The sequence below is a fragment of the Nocardia farcinica genome (assembly GCF_029867845.1).
Taxonomy (GTDB): Bacteria; Actinomycetota; Actinomycetes; order Mycobacteriales; family Mycobacteriaceae; genus Nocardia; species Nocardia farcinica_A.
Window position 1 is genome coordinate 1 of record NZ_JARWRU010000899.1, and the last position, 1,454, is coordinate 1,454.

Consider the following 1,454-nt stretch of genomic DNA (forward strand, 5'->3'; position numbering starts at 1 on the left):
GCGCTCGCGACGGCGCCGGGTCAGGCGCGGGCGATCACCGCGACCGTGCGCGAGGGACACCGCCGCCGCACCGGCCTGCGGCAGGCGATCAGGCGACGGCCCGCTCGGCCAGCCAGGCCGGGAAATCGGTGAGATCGCTCAGCACGACATCGGCGCCGGCGGCTCGCAGCTCGTCGGCGTCGCACGGCCCGGTGGTCACACCGACGGCCAGTGCGTCCGCGCCCTTGGCGCCGTGCATGTCCCCGGCGTGATCGCCGACGAAGATGTGCGCGCCGTGCTCGCGCAGCGCCGAGGATTTGGCGCCCGCCCACAGGTCGCCGACCACCGCGTCCACCTGCCAGCCGAGATGCTCCATGTGCAGCCGCGCGAACGGCGTGTGCTTGCCGGTGACCACGAGCACCCGGCCGCCGTGCCCGACGACCGCGGCCAGGGCGGCCTCGGCGCCCGGCAGCGCGGGCATCTCGGCGACAACGGACGGATAGAACTCGCGGTAGCGGGCGACGAAGGCGGGCACGAGTTCGGCGTCCAGGCCCGCCTCGGCCAGCAGCATCGGCATCGGCGGGCCGAGCTTGTCCATGACATCGGCGCCGCGCACGGGCAGGTCGAATTCAGCGGCGACCACATCGACGGCCCTGGCCACCCCTGGCCTGGAGTCGATGAGTGTCATATCGAGGTCGAAACCGACGGTCAAGCGCACCACCCGACCCTAACCGTCGTGCCATCGCCTCGCCCGCCCCCGCCTCCCGGTCGCCGGAGTCGTCCGCGACACTGACCACATGCGTGTGGTCGTGGTGAACAGAGGCGAGATCGCGGTGAGGATCGTGCGGACCGCACGGGCACGGGGGTATCGGACGCTCGTCGTGCACACCGGCGCCGAACGCGAAGCGCCCCAGGTCCGGCTGGCCGACGAGGCCGTCGAACTGCCCGGCGAGGGTGTGCCCGCCTATCTGGACATCCCCTCGGTGGTGGCCGCAGCCACGCGCGCGGGACGGGGCGCGGTGGTCCACCCAGGCTACGGATTCCTCAGCGAGAACCCGGAATTCGCCCGCGCGTGTGCCGAGGCCGGGTTGGTGTTCGTCGGCCCCGATCCGGGGGTGCTGGCCACTTTCGGCGACAAGGTGGCCGCCCGCGCGGCCGCCGAGCGCGCCGGCCTGCCGGTGTTGCCCGGCACCGCCGTCGGGGCGGACCTCGACGCGGCGGCGGCGCTGCTTGCCACGCACCCGGACGGCGTGATGGTCAAGGCGGCGGCGGGCGGCGGTGGCCGTGGCCTGCGCGAAGTCAGGGTCGCGGACGAACTCGCCGCCGCCTGGGCGCAGTGCCGCGACGAGGCGCGTGCCGCCTTGGGCGGCCCCCGGGGGGGGGCCGGAGCGGGGGGGGCCCGGGGCCGGCCCCAGGGGGGACAGGGCGTGGCCGCCCGCCCCCCCCCCCCGCCGGGGGGGGGGGGGGGCAGGAGG

2 protein-coding genes are annotated in these 1,454 nt (G+C 75.7%); one reads left to right on the forward strand and one right to left on the reverse strand.

Annotated elements, in window-relative coordinates:
* Nucleotides 1-88: 88 nt before the first annotated feature.
* The gene (locus QH283_RS19810; protein ID WP_280504482.1) at nucleotides 89-697 is read right to left on the reverse strand and encodes an HAD family hydrolase; all 609 of its coding nucleotides are present in this window, start codon (nucleotides 695-697) and stop codon (nucleotides 89-91) included.
* Nucleotides 698-776: 79 nt separating this feature from the next.
* Here QH283_RS19810 and QH283_RS19815 point away from each other — a divergent pair.
* A partial coding sequence (locus tag QH283_RS19815) for a biotin carboxylase N-terminal domain-containing protein (protein WP_280504483.1) occupies nucleotides 777-1,454 on the forward strand: 678 nt, incomplete at its 3' end.